This is a genomic window from Bradyrhizobium sp. 62B (genome assembly GCF_030272265.2).
GTDB lineage: Bacteria > Pseudomonadota > Alphaproteobacteria > Rhizobiales > Xanthobacteraceae > Bradyrhizobium.
This window is the reverse complement of the sequence record NZ_CP092841.2, coordinates 2,674,474-2,691,935: the sequence shown is the minus strand read 5'-3', so window position 1 is coordinate 2,691,935 and position 17,462 is coordinate 2,674,474. Positions and strand designations below refer to the sequence as shown.

General features: G+C 64.8%; 15 protein-coding genes. 5 read left to right on the top strand and 10 right to left on the bottom strand.

Annotated elements, in window-relative coordinates:
- Positions 1 to 61: 61 nt before the first annotated feature.
- Positions 62 to 811, bottom strand: a complete 750-nt coding sequence (locus ML401_RS12605; protein WP_211417523.1) for a hypothetical protein — start codon at positions 809 to 811, stop codon at positions 62 to 64.
- 295 nt (positions 812 to 1,106) lie between these two features.
- Here ML401_RS12605 and ML401_RS12600 point away from each other — a divergent pair, with 295 nt between their 5' ends.
- From ML401_RS12600 to ML401_RS12590, 3 genes are read left to right on the top strand one after another with little or no spacing between them, the layout of a single operon-like run.
- The gene (locus ML401_RS12600; RefSeq protein WP_285812118.1) at positions 1,107 to 2,138 is read left to right on the top strand and encodes an ABC transporter substrate-binding protein; all 1,032 of its coding nucleotides are present in this window, start codon (positions 1,107 to 1,109) and stop codon (positions 2,136 to 2,138) included.
- The gene (locus tag ML401_RS12595) at positions 2,135 to 4,828 is read left to right on the top strand and encodes a hybrid sensor histidine kinase/response regulator (RefSeq protein WP_285812117.1); all 2,694 of its coding nucleotides are present in this window, start codon (positions 2,135 to 2,137) and stop codon (positions 4,826 to 4,828) included. The genes ML401_RS12600 and ML401_RS12595 overlap by 4 nt, the downstream gene beginning before the upstream one ends.
- Before the next feature lie 38 nt (positions 4,829 to 4,866).
- The gene (locus ML401_RS12590; protein WP_285812116.1) at positions 4,867 to 5,157 is read left to right on the top strand and encodes a hypothetical protein; all 291 of its coding nucleotides are present in this window, start codon (positions 4,867 to 4,869) and stop codon (positions 5,155 to 5,157) included.
- Positions 5,158 to 5,181: 24 nt separating this feature from the next.
- Here the strand turns inward: ML401_RS12590 and ML401_RS12585 are convergent, their stop codons facing one another.
- Positions 5,182 to 6,090: a LysR family transcriptional regulator gene (locus ML401_RS12585; RefSeq protein ID WP_259205535.1), complete on the bottom strand. Its 909-nt coding sequence runs from the start codon at positions 6,088 to 6,090 to the stop codon at positions 5,182 to 5,184.
- A gap of 131 nt (positions 6,091 to 6,221) precedes the next feature.
- On the opposite strand from ML401_RS12585, the gene ML401_RS12580 reads away from it, so the two are divergent.
- Both ML401_RS12580 and ML401_RS12575 read left to right on the top strand, forming a co-directional pair.
- Positions 6,222 to 7,160: a ring-cleaving dioxygenase gene (locus tag ML401_RS12580; RefSeq protein ID WP_212067022.1), complete on the top strand. Its 939-nt coding sequence runs from the start codon at positions 6,222 to 6,224 to the stop codon at positions 7,158 to 7,160.
- Positions 7,157 to 7,783 (top strand): alpha/beta hydrolase, encoded by a 627-nt coding sequence (locus tag ML401_RS12575; protein ID WP_285812115.1) that lies wholly within the window; start codon positions 7,157 to 7,159, stop codon positions 7,781 to 7,783. The genes ML401_RS12580 and ML401_RS12575 overlap by 4 nt, the downstream gene beginning before the upstream one ends.
- A gap of 64 nt (positions 7,784 to 7,847) precedes the next feature.
- Here ML401_RS12575 and ML401_RS12570 read toward each other — a convergent pair whose 3' ends face one another.
- From ML401_RS12570 to ML401_RS12535, 8 genes are all read right to left on the bottom strand, one after another.
- Positions 7,848 to 8,714, bottom strand: a complete 867-nt coding sequence (locus tag ML401_RS12570; protein WP_285812114.1) for a L,D-transpeptidase — start codon at positions 8,712 to 8,714, stop codon at positions 7,848 to 7,850.
- Positions 8,715 to 8,961: 247 nt separating this feature from the next.
- Positions 8,962 to 10,167 (bottom strand): calcium-binding protein, encoded by a 1,206-nt coding sequence (locus ML401_RS12565; protein ID WP_285812113.1) that lies wholly within the window; start codon positions 10,165 to 10,167, stop codon positions 8,962 to 8,964.
- A gap of 220 nt (positions 10,168 to 10,387) precedes the next feature.
- Positions 10,388 to 11,590, bottom strand: a complete 1,203-nt coding sequence (locus ML401_RS12560; protein ID WP_285812112.1) for a calcium-binding protein — start codon at positions 11,588 to 11,590, stop codon at positions 10,388 to 10,390.
- A 420-nt stretch (positions 11,591 to 12,010) separates the two neighbouring features.
- On the bottom strand, positions 12,011 to 13,507 hold the full coding sequence (locus ML401_RS12555; RefSeq protein WP_285812111.1) for an ABC transporter substrate-binding protein: 1,497 nt from the start codon (positions 13,505 to 13,507) through the stop codon (positions 12,011 to 12,013).
- Positions 13,508 to 13,562: 55 nt separating this feature from the next.
- Entirely contained in the window at positions 13,563 to 14,567 is a 1,005-nt protein-coding gene (locus ML401_RS12550) for an ABC transporter ATP-binding protein (RefSeq protein WP_212067043.1), read from the bottom strand.
- Entirely contained in the window at positions 14,564 to 15,577 is a 1,014-nt protein-coding gene (locus tag ML401_RS12545; protein ID WP_285812109.1) for an ABC transporter ATP-binding protein, read from the bottom strand. The genes ML401_RS12550 and ML401_RS12545 overlap by 4 nt, the downstream gene beginning before the upstream one ends.
- 2 nt (positions 15,578 to 15,579) lie before the next feature.
- Positions 15,580 to 16,467: an ABC transporter permease gene (locus ML401_RS12540; protein WP_194407283.1), complete on the bottom strand. Its 888-nt coding sequence runs from the start codon at positions 16,465 to 16,467 to the stop codon at positions 15,580 to 15,582.
- Entirely contained in the window at positions 16,464 to 17,414 is a 951-nt protein-coding gene (locus tag ML401_RS12535; RefSeq protein ID WP_285812107.1) for an ABC transporter permease, read from the bottom strand. The genes ML401_RS12540 and ML401_RS12535 overlap by 4 nt, the downstream gene beginning before the upstream one ends.
- Positions 17,415 to 17,462: the final 48 nt, after the last annotated feature.

Here is a 17,462-nt window from a genome sequence, read left to right as displayed (position 1 = left end):
ATCCTCATCATCGGCATTGGCGCCGATCCACAACCAGGTGGGAGAATGTCGGCGCCCGGCATCAGAACTGGCCGGGCGGCAGCTTGAAGATGTCGGGGCTCTTGGCGTCGGCCACGTAGAACAGCAGCAGGCTGGTCGGCGTCAGCATGCGTTGGTTGTTCTCCTTGTTCTCGAACGTGCCCTGGAGCAACAGGATCACCGAGCGATCCTTGGCGTCGCTGCCGCGGAACATCACGATGCCGCCGGCGACGGGCATGTTGACCGCGATGGAGTCGGGCTTGAAGCCTTCGCCCATGAAGTGGGCGCGCAGGATGTTGGCGTTGGAGAACAGCTTCTCCGGCGTCATCGCCGTGTCGGTCCCCTTCGACCAGACCGCGCCGACCTGGATCAGCGATTTGGACTTGTAGCCGAACACGTAGGAGAGTTCGGCAGTCCCGCCGTTCGGCAGCAACTCGGGAACCGACAGCAGGATGCTGTGCGTCAACTCGGACGCATTGTCCTGAGCCTTGATGGCCTCGGGCTTGACGCTGAAGTCCTTCGCCATCGCCGCGCGGACGTCGGCCTCGTTCATGCCGAACTTCGCCGAGCGGAAGCCGTCGATCGCCTTGATCTTGTCGTCCGCACCTGGTGCCTCCGCCGAATTCGTCCCGGCGGCGACGGCCGTGCCGGCTGCGGAAGGAGCCCCGGCGGCAGCGGCTTTGGGTGCCGGTGCAGCCTTCTGCTTCGGCACGGCGCCCTGGGCCGCGAGAGGCCCGGCAGCAAACGAGGTGAGCAGGCCGACGACGGCCGGAACGAGATAGATTTTGCGCATCGAAAACCTTCGAAACAACTTGAAAGAACGCTTCAAAAATCGGTAGCTGCGAAATCGACTTCCCCGAACCTTCACCGCAACAGAGGCGGAAAATGTTGCAACGCCATAAGGCGCTACAAGACGCCACCGAGGAGACCAAGTTCGAAACAGCGACTCTTTGGCGGCGTAGGAATACGGTATCGGGCTGCCAAACGCTGCGAATGAACATTCACAAGCGCATTTTTTGATCAATTGTGGACGCCGGCCGATCGCGCTAAGCATCCGAACTGGGGCGAGCCATCATGCAAAGAACTCCATGACCGAACGGCCTTCCGCTTTCGCGGTCGATCGCCGCGGCCTCATTCGTCTTGCGGGAGCCACCGCCGCAGGATGGATCGCGCTCGGCGCAGCGTCAGATCGCATGCGGATCGTCGCATCGTTGACTGCATTGCCGCTCGACGACGAGCTGACAAAGCGGGCCATGATCGACAGCGCGACCTCGCGCCTCGGCGGTCTCATCGTCGGCTTGAGGCAGCGCGGCTGGGTCGAAGGCGTCAACTTCCGCCTCGAGCTCCGTTCGAGCTTCGGCGCACCGGACAGGCTGAAGGCGGCCATTCAGGAGTTGCTCGACCTCAAGCCGGATGTGATCCTGACGGGATCCACCGTCGAAACCGCGGCGGTCCTTGCCGCCACCAAGACCATTCCGGTCGTCTTTGCCACCGCCAATGATCCCGTCGGCAACGGCTTTGTCGAAAGCCTCGCCCATCCCGGCGGCAACGTGACCGGCTTCACCAACAGCACCGCCGAGATGGGCGGCAAATGGCTGCAACTGATCCGGGAGGCGGTGCCCGACCTAGCGCGCGTCGGTGTCCTGTTCAATCCGGCGACCACACCTCGGGCGGGACGCTTCTTCCTGGACTCGATCGAGCAGGAGGCGGCGGAGTCCGGAGTATCGGTCCTCGCCGCCCCCGTGAGCGCGCCGGCGGAAATCGAAGATGCCGTCAGGCGCTTCTCCGAACCGCCCAAGGCGGCGATGATTGCGCTGGTCGACAGCTTCCTCGTCGTCAACCGCCAGGCGGTCGTCGCCGCGGCGGACAAGTATCGCGTGCCCACGATCTATCCGTTCCATTACTTCATGGATGCCGGCGGATTGATGAGCTACGGACCGACGCTGGAAGTGCGCTCGGCCGATTACGTCGATCTCATCCTGCGCGGAACCAAGGCCGGTGATCTTCCGGTGCAATCGCCTCGGAAATTCGAGCTCCTGATCAACCGCACGGTTGCTCGCACGCTCGGATTGACCATTCCGTTCACGCTGCTCGCGCGTGCCGACGAGATCCGCGAGTGAACGAGACGATCGACCAGGGACATTTGCGGACGCCTCCCGGCCGGCTGTTCCGCAAATATCTCTACTCGATCCTCGCCCTCGCCTTTGCCGCGCTCGCCATCAACACCGGCTTCGACGTCTGGTTCTCCTATCGCGAGCAGAAGCAGCTTCTGGCGGCAACCCAGCGCGAGCAGGCAGCATCCGCGGCGATCCAGATCGGCCAGTTCGTCGGCCAGATCGAGAACCAGATCAGATGGCTCTCCCGCCTGCCGCCGGAGCTGTCGAGCAACGAAGACGAGCGGCTGAACGCCATCCGTCTCCTGCGCCTGTCGCCGGCCATCGCGGAGATCGCCGAGCTGGACTCGCGCGGGCTCGAGCAGGTCCGGGTGTCCCGCCGCGTGGCGGACAGGATCGGCAGCAAGGCCGATCTGTCCGCCTCGCCCGCCTTCCGCGGCGCCAACGAAAGCCGTGCTTATTACGGGCCGGTCTACTTCTTCGCCGACACCGAGCCGTTCATGACGCTCGCCACGCGCGGCACCGGCCGCAATCCGAACGTGATCGTCGCCGAGGTCAATCTGCGTTTCATCTGGGACCTCGTCACCGGGATCAGGGTCGGCAACACCGGCAAGGCCTACGTGGTCGATCGCATGGGGGTGTTGATCGCACATCCGGATTTGTGGCGGGCCCTGCAGCGCAGCGACCTCTCCGGCCATGCCGACGTCCACTCTGCGCTCGATGGCGTGGGGCCGCCCTCCGGCGGATTGGTCAAGGAGGATCTGACCGGCCAGCGCGTGCTGTCGACCTATGCGACGGTCCCCTCGCTCGGCTGGCTGGTGTTCGTCGAGCTGCCGCTCAGCGAAGCCTATGCGCCGATCTATGCATCGATCGGCCGTTCGACCTTCCTCCTCGTCGTCCTCCTGGTCGGTGCGGTGCTGGTCTCGCTCTTTCTCAGCCGGCGCATGACGGGGCCGATCCAGCTCCTGACGCAGGGCGCACGGCGGATCGGGAGCGGCGATCTCGGCCTCCGGCTCGCGATCAAGACCGGCGACGAGTTGGAAGCGCTCGGCGACCAGTTCAACCGCATGGCCGCGCACTTACGCGAATCCTATGCGACGCTCGAGCGCAAGGTGATCGAGCGCACCTCCGAGCTGGAGAAAGCGCGCGATCAGGCCCTGGCCGAGCACGACGCCGCCGAGCGCGCGCGCAGCCTCGCCGTGCAGGCCAACGAAACCAAATCGCGCTTCCTCGCCGTCGTCAGCCATGAGCTGCGCACGCCGCTGAACGGTGTGATGGGCGTGCTGCAATTGCTCGACGACGGCAGCATCAGTGAAGCGCAGCGCCGCCACCTCGCGACGGCAGCCGCATCGGGCGAAACGCTGATCGCGCTGGTCGACGCCGTCCTGGAATATGCCCGCCTGGAGGCCGCCACCGAAACGCTGGAGCCGCGCAATTTCCGCCTCGACCAGCTGATCGAGACGGCCGCCGAGCTGATGCGTCCGCAAGCCCTGGGCAAGGGGCTGACTTTCGACCTGGCCTGCGATGCGTCGGTCCATGCCTCGGTGCATGGCGACCCCGTCAGGCTCAATCGCATCCTGCTCAACCTCATCGGCAACGCCATCAAGTTCACGCCGTCAGGCGGAATCGCCGTGAACGCGGCCGCCGGGCGGCACGACGATCATGTCCTGCTGCGCGTCACCGTTCGCGATACCGGCATCGGCATCGCCCCCGACATGCACGAGCGGATCTTCGAGGATTTCGTGCAGGCCGACGACAGCATCGCGCGGCGGTTCGGCGGCACGGGCCTCGGCCTTGCGATCGCGCGGCGCCTCAGCCGCCTGATGCGCGGCGAGTTGACGGTCGCGAGCACGCCGGGCGCGGGCAGCACGTTCACCTTCGAAGTGCCGCTGGACCTGGCAGCAAGCGGCGTCGCGCAAGGCGCGCTTCCGCCACCGTCGCGGCCGCTCAACGTGCTGCTGGTCGACGACGATCCCGTAAATTGCGAGGTCGGAGAGGCGATCCTGAAACGGCTCGGCCATCACCCCATGATCGCCAGGAACGGTGCATCGGCTGTCGCGCTCGCCCGCGATCATTCATTCGACGTCATCCTGATGGATCTGCACATGCCCGACATGGACGGCGTGGAGGCCGCGTCGCGGATCGCCAAGCTCGGCCTGCCGAGCACGCCGCGCATCATCGCCGTCACGGCAGACGTGTCGACCAGCGCGCGCGAACGGCTCGCGGACGCCGGCATCGTCCAGATCGTCAGCAAGCCGATCCTGGTCAACGCGCTGCGCGAGGCGCTCGAGGACGATCCGCACGTCGCGCCGGCCACGGCACGGCTTGCCGTGGGCGCCTTGATCGACCGGGACTTCCTCGACGACCAGAGGGAACTGCTGGGCCCGACCCAGATCGCAAAGCTGCATCATCTGCTGCAGGAAACCAGCGACAGACTGATCGAGGACATCACCAGGGCCGCAGCGACCGGCGACCACAAGCAGCTCGCGCGCTTCAGCCACCAGCTCGGCAGCGCCGCCGGCGCGCTCGGCCTCGTCAGCCTGTTCGAGCACTGCCGCGAGATCGAGGACGCCGCCCCCTCGCTGTCCGCGTCTGAATGCAAAGAAGCCGCGGGAAAGCTCGCAGCGCTCCAGAAGGCCTCGATGAGTGCGCTGGACGAATTGCTCGCACCGGCCGAACAGCGGTCGGTCGGCTAGACAAATCACTTGGTATGCCATGCACGACATAGAACTCGATGCAAGGAGTTGGAAAAACCGCTCAGGATTTTCGACTAGCGCTCAAGGCTGGAATGGGAGCGCCAGAATGGCATGGCGATATTGTGGGAGCATTTCTCGACTCGATTTTTGGCGGAGGGATAAACGCTCTCAAACCGCCCTATGTGATCAAAATCGTGAACACGGGCGAGTTGGCGCCCGAAGTGATACAGATGGTTCACGATTTCTCATCAGCGATCGCGGAGACACGAGCGCGCAGGCTTGCCCGCATTGGTGAGGATGTGGAAGTTCGGCTCGAAATCGAGGCCTGACAGAGGCGCGATCATGAGTTGTCCTCAGCGCGACCGCATGCCTTCCTCCTCGCGGCCAAACCGCTCGACGAGGAAGTCGATGAACAGCCGCACCTTCACCGAGAGATGCCGCGTCGGCGGATACACCGCATAGAGCGCGAGCGGCGGCGCGGCATAGTCGTCGAGCACCGTCCGTAGCTCGCCCTTCTTCAAAGCATCAGTCGCGATGAACTCCGGAAGCAGCGCAAGTCCCCTGCCCTTGATCGCGACGTCGCGCAGCACCTCGGCGTTGTTGACGCAGAGCGACCAGGCCGGCTGGATCCAGTGATCGCCGTCGCCGCCTGTGAGCTTCCACTGGTTGCCGGTGAGCAGGAAGCCGTAGGTCAGCGAAGCATGGTCGCGCAAATCCTGCGGATGCTTCGGCGTGCCATGCCGCGCCAGATAATCCGGCGAAGCGCAGATCATGCGCGTCACCGGCATGATTTTTCGCGCGATAAGGCTGGAGGATTCCAGTTCCGCGATCCGCAAGGTCACGTCAAACCCGTCCTGGACCGGATCGAGCAGGTCGTCGCTGAGCACGATCTGGAGCTGCAGGTCGGGAAAGCGCGCCATGAAATCGGCGAGTACCGGCCCGAGCCGCATCGTGCCGAACGACATCGGCGCGTTGACGCGGAGCAGCCCGCGCGGCGCCGACTGGGCCTGCGTCACCGCCTGGTCGGCGGCCTCGACCTCCGAGAGGATGACGAGCGCGCGTTCGAAATAGCGCTGGCCGTTCTCGGTCGGACTGGCGTGCCGCGTGGTCCGGTTCAGGAGCTGGACGCCGAGGCTTTCCTCGAGGTCGGCGATGTATTTGCTGATCGCCGAGCGCGACAGCCGCAGCTGCCGACCGGCCTCGGCAAAGCTGCCGCTTTCCACCACCTTCACGAAGGCCCGGAGGCTGCCGAGCTTATCCAAAGGCTGCTTCCGCCGATTGTTTCCAAATCGTAGACATAGCCGTCATATTTTCATGGATTGTCTCCAATCCAAAGCGGAACAATATTTCCACCCAGAGAGCGACACCGCTCCTGGAGTTCTGGAGGACGACAATGTCTGGACTGCACCATGTCACCGCGATCGCCGGCGACCCGATCCGCAATTTCGGCTTCTACACACGGGATCTGGGCCTGCGCTTCGTCAAGAAGACGGTCAATTTCGACGATCCCGGCACCTATCACTTCTATTATGGAGACGAGACCGGCCGCCCCGGCACCATCCTGACCTTCTTCCCCTGGGCCGGCGTGTCACCCGGACGCCGCGGCGTCGGTGAGACCCATCAGACCGCCTTCCGCGTGCCGCAGCGCTCGCTCGGCTATTGGACCCAGCGCTTCACCGAGAAGGGCATCGCCTACGAGGCACTTGAAAAGCGTTTCGGCGAGTCCGTGCTGCCGTTCACCGATCCTGACGGCATGGCGCTCGCCCTCGTCGGCATTCCCGGCGCCGAGAATGAGCCCGGCTGGAGCAATGGCGACGTGCCGGCCGAGCATGCCATCCGCGGCTTCCACGGCGTGACGCTGCTGCTCGACAGCGCCGCGAAGACCGCCGCCGTTCTCACCGACGTGTTCGGCTTCAAGGAGACCGGCCGCGAAGGCTCGGTGATCCGCTTCAAGGCCCCGGGCGATGCCGAGGGCAGCGTGGTCGACATCTACGAGGCCAAGGGCTTTCTGCGCGGGCATCAGGGCGGCGGCTCGGTGCATCATATCGCGTTCCGCGCGGCTGACGATGCCGAGCAGGGCCGGATGGCGCAGAAGCTCGTGAGCAATCACGGCCTGCATCCGACCGAGCAGCGAGACCGCAACTACTTCCGCTCGATCTACTTCCGCGAGCCCGGCGGCGTGCTGTTCGAGATCGCGACCGACATCCCGGGCTTCGCCGTCGATGAGCCCGTCGCGACGCTGGGACGCGACCTCAAGCTGCCTGTTTTCCTCGAGCATCAGCGCAAGCAGATCGAGGGTGTGCTGCCGAGCCTGGAAGAGACCGCGTCATGACCGAGAACGCCTTCATCCATCGCTTCGAGCCCGCGACCCGCGCGGGCTCCCCTCCGCTGCTGCTGCTGCACGGCACCGGCGGCGACGAGAACGACCTGCTCGGGCTCGGCAGCATGATCTCAGCAGGCTCCGCCCTGCTTTCGCCGCGCGGCCCCGTGCTCGAGCACGGCATGCCGCGCTTCTTCCGTCGTCTCACTGAGGGCGTGTTTGACGAGGACGATGTGCGCCGCCGCGCGCAAGAGCTCGGCGACTTCGTGAGTGAGGCGCGGCAGCGCTACGGCATCGCCGCGCCTGTCGCGGTCGGCTTCTCCAACGGCGCCAACATCGCAGCCGCGCTGTTGCTGCTGAAGCCGGACGTGCTGGCCGGCGCGGTCCTGCTGCGCGCGATGGTGCCGCTGTCGGATCCGCCGAGGGCCGATCTTGCAGGCAAGCCGGTCCTGCTGTTGTCCGGGCAAGGCGATCCGATCGTGCCGGCCGGCAATTCGGCCAGGCTTGCGGCCCTGCTCTCGCAAGCAGGTGCGAGCGTGACTCACAGGGTGCTGCCGGCGGGCCATCAATTGTCGCAAGCCGACGTGACGCTCGCCCGCGACTGGATCGGCAATATCGACGCGGAAGCCGCATGAGAGCGGCGCATCGTTTCCGAACGGTGCGCCGCCGCCTTGCCTCGGTTGCGGACCGATGACTGAATTACTTGACCTCGGCGACCTTCGGTCCGGATGACAGCATCTGCGCGTTGGCCGCCAAGGGCCGGTTCGACGGCGATGCAGGGTCAGGCAACCGGAAAGCGGCGTCGGGCGGCGTTCCCTGGGATGGTCGACGGGCAACACTCGCGGGAAGCACGATCACTTTCGCTCCGACCTTCACCCGCTCGTAGAGGTCCATGACATCTTCATTGGTCAGCCGGATACAACCAGACGAAACTCGCTTCCCGATCGTATCGGGCTTGTTGGTGCCGTGAATTCTATATTCGGTCTCGCCCAGATACATTGCGCGCGCGCCGAGCGGATTGCCGGGACCGCCCGCCATGAACCGCGGCAGATAAGGCTGACGCCCAATCATCTCTGCGGGCGGATGCCAATCCGGCCATTCCGCTTTGCGAGCCACGGTCTGTTCACCGGACCATGTGAAACCCTCGCGGCCGACACCGATGCCGTAGCGCAATGCCTGCGTGTCGCTCAGGACGAAATAGAGGAACGTGTTTTTGGTATCGATGATTACGGTGCCAGGCGCCTGGCGGCTGGCATAGTCAACCACTTGGCGGACAAGAGCGCCGGGACCCTCAGCGGCTTTCGGTGGTTCGACCAGGGGCGCCGGGGCCGGGGCCGGCACTGGAGCCGGAGGCGGCGCCGAGGCATGAACCGGAGGTGCCACGTAAACCGGAGTTGACGAGGCCTGGGCCTGGGGTGCGGATGGTTTCCGTGCCGGTGCCACGCTCGCCGGGCGAGAGAGCAAGCCGTACCCCAATGCGGCGACGGCCATGGCGCCGATTGCAACCCTCGCGGCCATGGGTATTGCGAGCGTTTCCGCTTTCCTGCGCTTGGCCCGCTTGCTCATATCCGTCCCCAGGTCACCATGCCCGAAGTGGTAACCCGGCAAAATTTAAGAAACTTCGAAGCGACTGCGTTCAGGTTGAAACCGTCGATGATGGTTAACGCAGAACCAGTGGAGCACACCCGCTCCGCCTGGCGGCTGCGGGGCACGTCCAGGCGGGAAGGCGGTGGTCCTGTCGGGCGTCGAAGGCGGAACCCACCTCTCGCCCCGCTGTCGGCGGGGCGAGGTCGTTGCGCCCGAAGCAACTCGCTCAGATCAGGAAGTCGGCCGCATGCAGGTTCGCTGCCTGGACGCCGTCGAGCGTGATGTTATCGCTTGCCGACAGATGAATCACGGCATCGCCGGCGTCGTTGTCGCTGATCAGTTTCGACAGCGCCGTCCAGTCCGCAAACCCGTAGTTCTGCACGTTGATCAGATCGTGCTCGGTCACGGTACTGCCGAGCGCCTTGTTGCCTTGATCGAAATCGGTGATCAGGTCGTTGCCGGAGCCGGTGTTGAAGACGAAGGTATCGCTGTTTCCTCCGCCCGAAAGCTGATCATCGCCGGCGCCGCCGTTGAGGATATCCCTGCCGCCGGTGATCGAGCCCGGCGTTGCAGGGGCATAGCTCGCGGCATCTCCATAGAGGTGATCGTTGGTCCCCCCGCCGGTGAGAATATCGTTACCGCCTTGGGCATTGCCGGACATGGTCCGTGCATCGCCGAAGAGCTCCGGGTGCGCAAACTGGACGGTGTCGATGCCATCGAACGCAAGTGTGAGAATGTCATCGCCCCCTTTGGCATTGTCGGTCAGCGAGGTCACCGAATCTCCGTAGCCAAATCCGCCTGTCATGGCGACGTCAGTGCCGAAACTGAAGGTGATGTTGTCGTTACCGCCATGCGCATCGCCGCCGATGGAGCCGATGGCATCGCCACTGGCCGTCGCAAAGCCCTGCAGAGTGTCCACGTCGATGTCGATCGTGTCATTGCCGCCCTTGGCCGTGCCACTCATGGAACCACCGGCATCGCCGGCATACAGATGGTCGTAGCTTCGCCAGCCCACCGCCCCCGTGATGGTGTCACTGCCGCCCTGGGAGTTGCCCGACATGTCGCCGGCAACATCGCCGAAAACATGGACGTCGGTGTACAGCCCCCTGGCCTGGACATCGATCGTATCGTTGCCGCCCTCGGCGTCGTCGGTCATCGCCTGGGCATCGCCGACCACGAGGAACGAGTTCCAGCCGTAGTTCAGATTAACAGTCAGAGTGTCGTTGCCGCCGTGGGACTGGCCATGCAACGTCGTATTGTCGTCGCCGAAGATCGTGACATCGGCTTCGGGCTGGGTGACGGTTGCCGTCACGGTGTCGTTGCCGCCCCAAGCGTCCGTGGTGGTCGGAAAGTTCGGATCGCCGTAGACGGTTTCGATTTGACCAAACTGGTCGAGCAGGACGTCGATGGTGTCGTTCGGCAGATGCTGCATGGCGTAACTCCCATTTCATTGTCGGAAGCGGGCCTGACGTCGCTGGAATTTCTTTGCGACGTGCGGTGACACGCTTCGCGGAGACGAATCTAGTTTTGTTGGATGGCGGAGGTTTGCTGGAATTCGGGACAGAGTTTGATAGCGACGAGTTTCGCTGCGTCGTGCAGCGAAACTCGTCATGGCGCGGTCGCGATCGTGATGCCGCCCTTGCTCTGCTCCCTCAGATGATGAAGTCGGCTGGATGCAAGTCCGCCGCGTGAACCCCGTCCAGCGTGATCGATGCGCTGGCGGAAAGATGGATCACGGCATCGCCGGCGGTATTGTCGCTGATCAGTTTCGACAGCGCCGTCCAGTCTGCGAAGCCGTAGTCCTGCACGTCGATCAGGTCGTGTTCCGCTGCGGTGCTGCCGACGACCTTGTTGCCCTGGTTGAAGTCGTTGACGGTGTCGTTGCCCGAGCCCGTGTCGAAGGCGAAAAGGTCGCTGTTTCCACCGCCCCACAGCTGATCGTCGCCAGCTCCGCCGTTCAGCGTATCCATGCCGCCGGTGATCGACCCGGGCGATGCGGACTCATAGCTCCACGCATCCCCATACATGAAGTCCCGGCCGGCGCCGCCGTTGAGGATATCGTTGCCGCCATGAGAATGACCCGACATGATTGGCGCGTCGCCATACACGAACGAGATCGCATCCGCATACTGGCCGTCGATCTTGACGTTGAGGACATCGTCGCCCCCCTGGGCAAGATCCATCAGGGACGTCGACGAATCGCCCGACAACCGTCCGCCGGATATGGCGCTGTCGCCGTTCAGCGTCACGGTCAAATTGTCGTTGCCGCCTTGTGCGAGACCTCGCAGGGCACCGATGGCGTCGCCGCTGATGGTCGCCCCTCCGTCGGTGGTGAGCACGCTCACATCGATCGTGTCGTTGCCGCCGTGCGAAGTGTCGATCATGGAACCGCCGGCATCGCCGGCGAACTGGTTCTCGCCACCACGCCACCCGATCGAGCCGGTCATGTCGTCATGGCCGCCCTGCGCGTTGCCTGACATATCCCCCGCGACGTCGCCAAAGACCGAAACCGTGGTGTAGACCGTGCCGCCGGCATCCGCGACGATGGTGTCATTGCCGCCCTTGGCGTCGTCGATCATCGACTGGCTATCACCCACTACGACGGCGGTGTCCCAGCCGCCGTCGATGTCGGCGATCAACGTGTCGTTTCCGCCTTGGGAATGACCAAGCAACATCGTGTGGTCGTCGCCGAAGATCGTGATTTTGGCATTGAGCGCGGCGACGGTGGCCGTCACGGTGTCGTTGCCGCCCACGACGTCGGTGGATGCCGGAAAGCCGGGATCTCCGTAGACCGTCGCGATTTGGCCAAATTGGTCAAGCGTGACGTCGTAGCTGTCGTTCGGCAGATGCTGCATGGCCTAACTCCCATTTCATTGTCGGAAGCGGGCCGGACGCCTGCAGAATGCTTTTCTTTTGCAAGACGCGTTGTTGACCACGCTTCACCGGGAGCGAATCTACCTTTGGTAGATGGCAGAGATTTGCAGGAATTCGGGAGAGAGTTTGATTGGCGCAGGGAACCGCGCTGCGTTCCCGCTGCACGGCGACGGCCGACGCGCCGATGCTGGATTGCCGGTGTTTTGCCCGACGGATCAATGCCCCGGCGCATCGCCTCGAGCATTGAATGCGCAAGACGCAAGCCATTGAAATGACTACGCCCGGCTACTGTGCATGGGGTTGTTTTTCAGATTCTTGTTTGGACACGCCAAAAAGATTGGCCCCTCCCGATGGGGAGAGGCCAGAATTGAAGCGACAGGGTCGGCTTGATCGGGCGTTCCCTACTCCCAGGACCAGGTCGAGAAATCGTTCTCGTATTGCGGGACGTCCTTCCAGACGCCCTTCAGCTTTTTGGCCGTGATGGTGATCAGCTGCGGCTGGTAGAGATAGGCGGAGACGGCGTCGGTGGCCAGCATGCGCTGGGCGTCGCCGAGCAGCTTGGCGCGGGCGGCCTCCTCCGGCGTCGACACGATCTGCTTGTAGAGCGCGTTGAACTTCTCGTTGTTGTAGCCGAGATAGTAGTCAGGCTCGGTGATCTTGACGAGGTCGAACGGCTCGACGTGGCTGACGATGGTGAGGTCGAAATTGTGCGGCCCGTTGCCGGCGAACACCTGCGACAGCCATTGCGCCCATTCGACGTTCTCGATCTTGGCGATGATGCCGACCTTGGCGAGCTGGGCCGCGGCGATCTCGCCGCCCTGCCGCGCATAGGACGGCGGCGGCAGCTTGAGCGACAGTTCCAGCGGCGTGGTGACGCCGGCTTCAGCGAGCAGCTTCTTGGCCTTCTCGGGGTCATAGGGGTTGACGCCAGTGGTGTCGACAAAGCCGAGCGCACCAGGCACGTAGAAGCTGCCGATCGGCGTACCGAAACCGTCGACGGCGCCGTCGATCATCGCCTTGCGGTCGATCGCAGCGAGGATGGCGCGGCGCACGCGGACGTCGTCGAGCGGCTTCTTGCGGTGGTTGATCGCGACGATGGTCTTGGCCCTGGAGCCGCCGACCAGAACGGTGAAGCGCGGATCGGCCTTGAACTGCGCCAGGGCACGCGCCGCGGCGACGCGCGGGAACGCATCGACGTCGCCCGAGAGCAGCGCCGCGACCTGCGCCGCCGGATCGGAGATGAAGCGGATCGTCACCTTGGAAAGCTTGATGGCCGAGGCATTGCGATAGTCTGCCCATTTGGTCAGCGTGATCGAGGACCCCTTGGCCCAGGCCCCTAGCTGATAAGGTCCGGTCCCGACCGGCTGCGTGACGTTGGTCGCCGCGCTCTTCGGCTCGACGATCGAGCCGCCCGCCTGCCCGAGCAGAAACGGCAGGTTCGGCTCGGAATATTTCACCGTGATCACGACCGTGTCGGCGTCGGGCGTCTCGACCTTCTCGAAAGCCTGGTACAGGCTCTTGTCCTTGTTGGTGCTGTTTGGCGCGGCGTTGCGCTCGAACGAGAACTTCACCGCGGCGGAATTGAACGGCTCGCCATTGTGGAATTTGACGCCCTTGCGCAGCTTGAACGTATAGGTCTTCAGGTCGGGCGATGTGGTCCAGCTCTCGGCCAGCAGCGGCGAGGTGGAACCGTCCTCGTTGATCTTGGTCAGGGTCTCGTAGATGTTGTAGAGCGTCACCTCGGCGATCGCGGCAGCCGCGGCGTTGGTCGGATCGAGCCCCGGCGGCTCCAGCGCCATCGCCATGACGACGCTGTCCTTCTTGCTTTGCGCCAGCACCGGCAAGGGCGCTGCCAGCAACGCGGCGGCAAAGGCGACGATCGATAGTTTCCTGAACATGCGTAACTCCCCGGCCTGCTTTTGTCTTAAGCCTACGCCAATCCTGCTCGGGACGCTAACCTTCCATGGCCGTCCGCGGCAACGCCATCACGGCCTCCGCCCTGTGGCAGGCGGCAAGGTGCCCCTCGCCGACCTTGCGTAACGCAGGCAAGGCTTCTCGGCAATGCTGCTCGGCGAGCGGGCAGCGCGCGACATAGGGGCATCCGGCGGTCGCCGCCGATTGCGAGGCGATCGCCTGGCCGCCGCGCCGCCGCCGGCCGCCGACGGCACGCGCCCGCGGCACGGCCTCCAGCAGCGCCCGCGTATAGGGATGGGCGCAATGCTCGAACAGATCTTCGGGGCGGCCCTGCTCGACGATGCGGCCGAGATACATCACCGCGACCTCGTCGCAGAGATAGTCGACGACGGCGAGGTCATGGCTGATCAGGATATAGCTCAGGCCGAACTGCTCCTGCAGATCCTGCATCAGGTTCAGCACCTGGGCCTGCACCGAGACGTCGAGTGCGGAGACCGGCTCGTCTGCGACGATCAGCTTGGGCTGGGTGATCAGCGCGCGCGCAATGGCGATGCGCTGGCGCTGGCCGCCGGAGAATTCGTGCGGATATTTCTCCATGTCCGCATCGCGCAAGCCGACCTGGCGCAGCACGGCGGCGACGCGGTCGCGGAAGGTGGTGCGATCGGCGCCTTCCAGCACGGTCAAGGGCTCGGCCACGATGCGCGCGATGGTCTGGCGCGGGTCGAGCGAGCCGTAGGGATCCTGGAACACCATCTGGAAATCGCGCCGGGCGCGGCGCAGCTCATCCGCGGGAATGCGGTTGAGATCGCGCCCGAGCAGCGCGACCTGCCCCGACGTCGGCCGCTCCAGCGCCATCACCAGCCGCGCGAAGGTCGACTTGCCCGACCCGGATTCGCCGACGACGCCGAGGCTCTTGCCCGCGGCAACCTGCATGCTCACGCCATTGAGCGCACGCACCTGCCCCGGCGGACGAAACAGGCTCTCCCGCGGCAGCGCGTAGCGCTGTTCGAGATCCCTCACGTCGAGAAGCGGTGCGGCGGTCATGCGGTCAGCGCTCCAACACGTTCTGCCATCGAGACGTCCGTTCGGACGCAGCGCACGCCATGGCGAGGCCCGACCTCCACCATCGGCGGCAGCGCGGCGCGGCACGCATCGATCACCAGCGGACATCGCGCGGAGAAGGTGCACCCAGCCGGCAGATCAGCCAGCTCCGGCACAGTGCCCGAGATCGTCATCAGCCGCGTCCCCTTGCGCGCGCCGAGCTTCGGCCGGGCGCGGAACAGGCCCTGCGTGTAGGGATGGCCCATGCGGCGGAAGACTTCGTCGGTCGGTCCGCTCTCGACGACGGTGCCGCCATACATCACCATCATGCGCTGCACGTTCTCGGCGATGACGCCGAGATCGTGCGAGATCAGGATCATCGACATGCCGCGTTCCTCGACGAGGTCGGCAATGAGGTCGAGGATCTGGCCCTGGATGGTGACGTCGAGCGCGGTGGTCGGCTCGTCCGCGATCAAGAGATCCGGCTCGCAGGCGAGCGCCATCGCGATGGTGATGCGCTGACGCTGGCCGCCGGAAAACTGATGCGGATAGGCATCGACCCGCCTCGCCGGATCGGGCAATCCGACGCGATCGAGCAAGGCAATGGCTTCCTGGCGTGCCTGTGCCGCCGAATGCTTCTTGTGACGTCGCAGCGGCTCGGCAACCTGATGCCCGATCGTGTGCATCGGATTGAGCGCGGTCATCGGCTCCTGGAAGATCATGCTGATGCGGTTGCCGCGCAGGCGGCAATAATCCGCATCCGGCAGCCCGGCGAGCTCGTTGCCGTCGAGCCTGATGCTGCCCGAGACCACGGCGCTATCAGGCAACAAACCCATCAGCGACATCGCGGTGACCGACTTGCCGCAACCGGACTCGCCGACCAGCCCGAGCGTCTCGCCGCGCTTGAGCGAGAAACTGACGCCGCGCACGGCCTGCGCCGGCCCGCGGCTGGTGTTGAGGCGGACGCCGAGATTGTTGACCTCGATCAGCGGCATATCGGAGCGCTCAACCATCGTCATCGCTCCCGCGCCAGTCTGGGATCAAGCAGATCGCGCAAGCCGTCGCCGAGCAGATTGAGGCCGAGCACCGCGATTGCGATGGCAGCGCCCGGATAGACCGCGAGCATCGGCGACTGGAACAGCAGCGTCTGTGCATCGTTCAGCATCCGCCCCCAGGACGGTTGCGGCGGCTGCGTGCCGAGGCCGAGATAGGACAGCGCCGCTTCGGCGAGAATGGCGAGCGCGAACTGAATGGTGACCTGCACGATCAGGATCGACAGGATGTTCGGCAGCACGTGCTCGACGGTGATGCGGAATTTCCCCTTGCCCGCCGCACGCGCGGCCAGCACGAATTCGCGTGCCCAGATCGCGTTGGCCGAGCCGCGCGTCAGCCGGGTCAACGTCGGGATCTGGAAGATGCCGATCGCGACGATCGAGGTGACCATGCCCGGCCCCACCACCGCGGCGAGCATGATCGCGGACAGAACGGCCGGAAAGGCGAAGGTGAAATCGGAGAACCGCATGATGACCTCTTCGGTCCAGCCGCGCCGCGCCGAAGCGATCAGGCCGAGCGTGACGCCGAAGGTGAGACCGATGCTGACGGCGATGATCCCGACCATGATGGTGGAGCGGGCGCCGGCGAGCAGCAGCGAGACGATGTCGCGGCCGAAGGAATCGGTGCCGAGCCAATGCGCTGCCGACGGCGGCCGCAGCTTCGAGGCGATGTCAATCTCGTAAGGTGACCACGGCGTCCACACCAGCGACAGCAACGCGGAGAGAAGCACCAGAAGGCTCAGCGCGCCGCCGAGCACGAAGCTGCGATGGCGCAGCGCACGCCGCCAGAACGTGCGCGCCGGCAGCGGGCGCGTCGCGAGCGGCGCATCGATGATCAGGGGCTCGCTCACAGGTCGTGAACCTTGATGCGGGGGTCGATGAAGGCATAGAGCACGTCGACCACAAAATTGACGATGACGACCATGGTCGCGAGCAGCATCACGCAGTTGCGCACCACGATCAGGTCGCGGTTGGCGATCGACTGGAAGATCAGGCGGCCGAGGCCCGGCAGGTAGAACACGTTCTCGATCACGATGGTGCCGGCCAGCAGATTGGCGAATTGCAACCCCATCACCGTCATCACGGGGATCATGGCGTTGCGCAGCACGTGGCTCCACAGCACCTCGCGCTTGCCGAGCCCTTTGGCGCGCGCAGTCCGAACGAAATCCTCCCGCAGCACTTCCAGCACGGCGGAACGCGTGACCCGCGCGAGGATCGCGGCCTGCACCACCGCGAGCGAGACGGCGGGGAGCAGCAGCGACTTGATACCGAGCCAGATGCCGTCCGCCCAGCCGGCAAAGCCGCCCGCCGAGAGCCATTGCAGCCGCACCGAGAACAAGAGGACCAGCAGGATCGCAAACCAGAAATTCGGCAACGCGATGCCGATTTGCGTCAACGACATCACGCCGACGTCGCCGAGCTTGTTGTGGTTGGCGGCGGTGTAGATGCCGGCCGAGAGCGCCAGCGTCACCGTGATCGTCATGGCCATGATGGCGAGCGGAACGGTCAGCAGCAGCCGCTCCGCGATCAGGCTCGCAACCGGCGTGCCGTAGACATAGGAGTTGCCGAGATCGCCGACGAAGAGGCCCTTAATCCACTGCAGATAGCGAACCGCCAGGGGCTGGTCGAGCCCGAGCTTGACGGTGAGCGCGCGCACCGCATCCGGCGAGGCATCCGCGCCCATCAGCATCTGCGCTGCATTGCCGGGAAGCGCGTCGAGCACCAGGAAGATGATCAGCGAGGCGCCGACCAGCGTCGCCAGCAAGGTCACCAGACGTCGGAGGACAAATACGCTCATGCGCGCTCGGGCTCGAAGCTCACTTGCGGCACGATCAACATGTCCGGC

What these genes read in the sequence shown, in the direction of transcription:
- ML401_RS12605 (WP_211417523.1), bottom strand. Translation starts at nt 811, where the DNA reads ATGCGCAAAATCTATCTCGTTCCGGCCGTCGTCGGCCTGCTCACCTCG.
- ML401_RS12600 (WP_285812118.1), top strand. Translation starts at nt 1,107, where the DNA reads ATGACCGAACGGCCTTCCGCTTTCGCGGTCGATCGCCGCGGCCTCATT.
- ML401_RS12590 (WP_285812116.1), top strand. Translation starts at nt 4,867, where the DNA reads ATGCAAGGAGTTGGAAAAACCGCTCAGGATTTTCGACTAGCGCTCAAG.
- ML401_RS12580 (WP_212067022.1), top strand. Translation starts at nt 6,222, where the DNA reads ATGTCTGGACTGCACCATGTCACCGCGATCGCCGGCGACCCGATCCGC.
- ML401_RS12575 (WP_285812115.1), top strand. Translation starts at nt 7,157, where the DNA reads ATGACCGAGAACGCCTTCATCCATCGCTTCGAGCCCGCGACCCGCGCG.
- ML401_RS12570 (WP_285812114.1), bottom strand. Translation starts at nt 8,714, where the DNA reads ATGAGCAAGCGGGCCAAGCGCAGGAAAGCGGAAACGCTCGCAATACCC.
- ML401_RS12565 (WP_285812113.1), bottom strand. Translation starts at nt 10,167, where the DNA reads ATGCAGCATCTGCCGAACGACACCATCGACGTCCTGCTCGACCAGTTT.
- ML401_RS12560 (WP_285812112.1), bottom strand. Translation starts at nt 11,590, where the DNA reads ATGCAGCATCTGCCGAACGACAGCTACGACGTCACGCTTGACCAATTT.
- ML401_RS12555 (WP_285812111.1), bottom strand. Translation starts at nt 13,507, where the DNA reads ATGTTCAGGAAACTATCGATCGTCGCCTTTGCCGCCGCGTTGCTGGCA.
- ML401_RS12550 (WP_212067043.1), bottom strand. Translation starts at nt 14,567, where the DNA reads ATGACCGCCGCACCGCTTCTCGACGTGAGGGATCTCGAACAGCGCTAC.
- ML401_RS12545 (WP_285812109.1), bottom strand. Translation starts at nt 15,577, where the DNA reads ATGGTTGAGCGCTCCGATATGCCGCTGATCGAGGTCAACAATCTCGGC.
- ML401_RS12535 (WP_285812107.1), bottom strand. Translation starts at nt 17,414, where the DNA reads ATGAGCGTATTTGTCCTCCGACGTCTGGTGACCTTGCTGGCGACGCTG.